Annotated in this window: 4 protein-coding genes; 1 reads left to right on the top strand and 3 read right to left on the bottom strand. The window is 65.7% G+C overall.

Annotation, left to right across the window (positions count from 1 at the left end; translation table 11 throughout):
• The 3 genes from JCM25156_RS15130 to ygfZ form a co-directional block, all read right to left on the bottom strand.
• Positions 1 to 198, bottom strand: a 198-nt coding sequence (locus tag JCM25156_RS15130) for a hypothetical protein (protein ID WP_025813743.1), incomplete at its 3' end; no start/stop codon positions are given.
• Between the two features lie 8 nt (positions 199 to 206).
• On the bottom strand, positions 207 to 623 hold the full coding sequence (gene hisI / locus JCM25156_RS15125) for a phosphoribosyl-AMP cyclohydrolase (protein ID WP_025813741.1): 417 nt from the start codon (positions 621 to 623) through the stop codon (positions 207 to 209).
• A 72-nt stretch (positions 624 to 695) separates the two neighbouring features.
• A complete protein-coding gene (gene ygfZ, locus JCM25156_RS15120; protein WP_025813740.1) occupies positions 696 to 1,529 on the bottom strand; it encodes a CAF17-like 4Fe-4S cluster assembly/insertion protein YgfZ in 834 nt (277 codons plus the stop codon).
• A gap of 85 nt (positions 1,530 to 1,614) precedes the next feature.
• Here ygfZ and JCM25156_RS15115 point away from each other — a divergent pair.
• Positions 1,615 to 1,945 (top strand): glycosyltransferase family 9 protein (locus JCM25156_RS15115; RefSeq protein WP_025813738.1); only part of this gene is annotated, 331 nt, incomplete at its 3' end.

The raw sequence follows: 1,945 nt of genomic DNA, 5'->3' as shown, positions 1-1,945 counted from the left end.
CTGCCGGGGGGGCATGACCGGCGTGACGTCCGGCGCGGCGGGCGCTGTAACACCGGGGCGCGGGGCCTCGTTTTCCGAGATGAGGGCATGCAGTTCGTTGCGGAGCATGATGAACCCCATGATCAGCGTGCCCACCACCATGATCCCGATCCAGATGAGCTTGCCGATCTGCTCCCGTCTTTCTTCATCATGCGCCATTGGATTTTCTAGCCTTTGCCATAAAGCGTTTCCGCCGCCACGTCCGGCTGCGTGATTTCAACAATCCCCTCGGGGCGCAGCGCGTTGTAGAAGCAGCTTCGCCGCCCCGTGTGGCAGGCCACACCGGTCTGGTCAACAAGCAGCAGGACCGCGTCACGGTCACAGTCCAGGCGCGCATCCACCAGATGCTGTACCTGCCCCGATGTTTCTCCCTTGCGCCACAGGCCGCCACGGCTGCGGGAATAATAGCAGACCCGGCCCGTGCGCAGGGTTTCGTCCAGTGCTGCGGCATTCATCCACGCAAGCATCAGGATCTCGCCGGTGTCATGCTGCTGGGCGATGGCGGTGATCAGGCCATCGGCGTTGAATTTGACCCGATCGATCATGGCGGAACGGATGGCCGTATCCGGCGTCGTGTAGGACATGTGTTTTACCTTGAACAGACAGGAGAAAGCCCGACCGGGCACATGCCCGCCACGGGCGCGCCTGTCCAGCCCCTATTGCGGCCGGGCGGCGGGCAGGGTGAACCATTGGGGTACCCGCACGCTCAGGGCGTGCCCCCCGGCGGTCAGGTCCGTATCGTGCATATGTTCCGTACGGATCATCGCCATGCCCGCCCCATCGCGGGAGGAACGCATTTCCCCCACAGTGGCCGCGCCGGACAGGATGGGCGTGCCCGGCGGGGGCAGTTCACGCGCCGCCGTGACCGGCAGCAGGTGGCGGCGCACAAGACCGCGATAGCGCGTGCGCGCGGTCAGTTCCTGCCCCATGTAGCAGCCCTTGGTCCAGCTAATGCCGTTGAGCTGGTCAAAATTGGCTTCCAGCAGCAGGGTTTTGTCACTTTCACAGTCACGCGGGCCAGCGGGCAGGCCAAGCGCCAGACGGTGGCGGTCATAATCGACATCATCGGCGGAAGGCGACGGGACGGGATGCCCCAGCAGGAAGCGCCAGCCCGCCTGCGCAAGACGCGGGTCGGGCGCGGCGGGGTAGCCTTCGGGCGGGGTGATGTCGTCCCCCCACGCGGCATGCACGGCGTAGCCGGTATCACCAATCTCGACCTGCGCGCGCAGGCGGTAGCGCGACAGGCGCTGGCGCAGCATGTCCGTCTGCCCGGCGTCACAGTCCAGCAGCAGGCGCGTGCCTTCGGGGTCGGCAAAAACGAAGAAATCGGCCAGCCATTTCCCCTGCGGGGACAGGAAAGCCGTCCACACCGCCGTACCGGGGGCCACGGCCGTCATGTCGTTTGACACCAGTCCCTGCAGGAAGGACACGCGATCCGCCCCGGAGACACTCAGCACGGCGCGATCAGGAAGATGAGCAATTCTGGCCATATTTACAATCTGGCCATGTCCGCGCCGCGAGGCAAGGGCTAAGAGGGGTGGGTACATCCGCGAAACCTGTTGGGCTCCGTAAAAAATGCAGATCCTGTTCATCACCTCCACCCGGCTGGGTGACGCCGTCCTGTCCACCGGCCTGCTGGATGAACTGCTGCGGCGTTACCCACGGGCCGATTTCACCATTGCGTGCGGGCCGGTGGCCGCCGGGCTGTTCGCGCACATGCCCTGCCGCGTGCGTACGCTGGTCATGGTCAAGCGGCCGCATAACCGGCACTGGCTGGATCTGTGGCGGGCGTGCCGGGGGCGGAAATGGGATCTGTGCGTGGATCTGCGGGGTTCGGTGGTCAGTTATTTCCTGCGCGTGGGCAGGCGTCACGTCATGCGCGGGGGGCGCAGGCCGGGGCTGCGGG

The organism is Komagataeibacter kakiaceti JCM 25156 (assembly GCF_000613305.1).
This window is presented reverse-complemented; position numbering and strand designations above follow the sequence as displayed.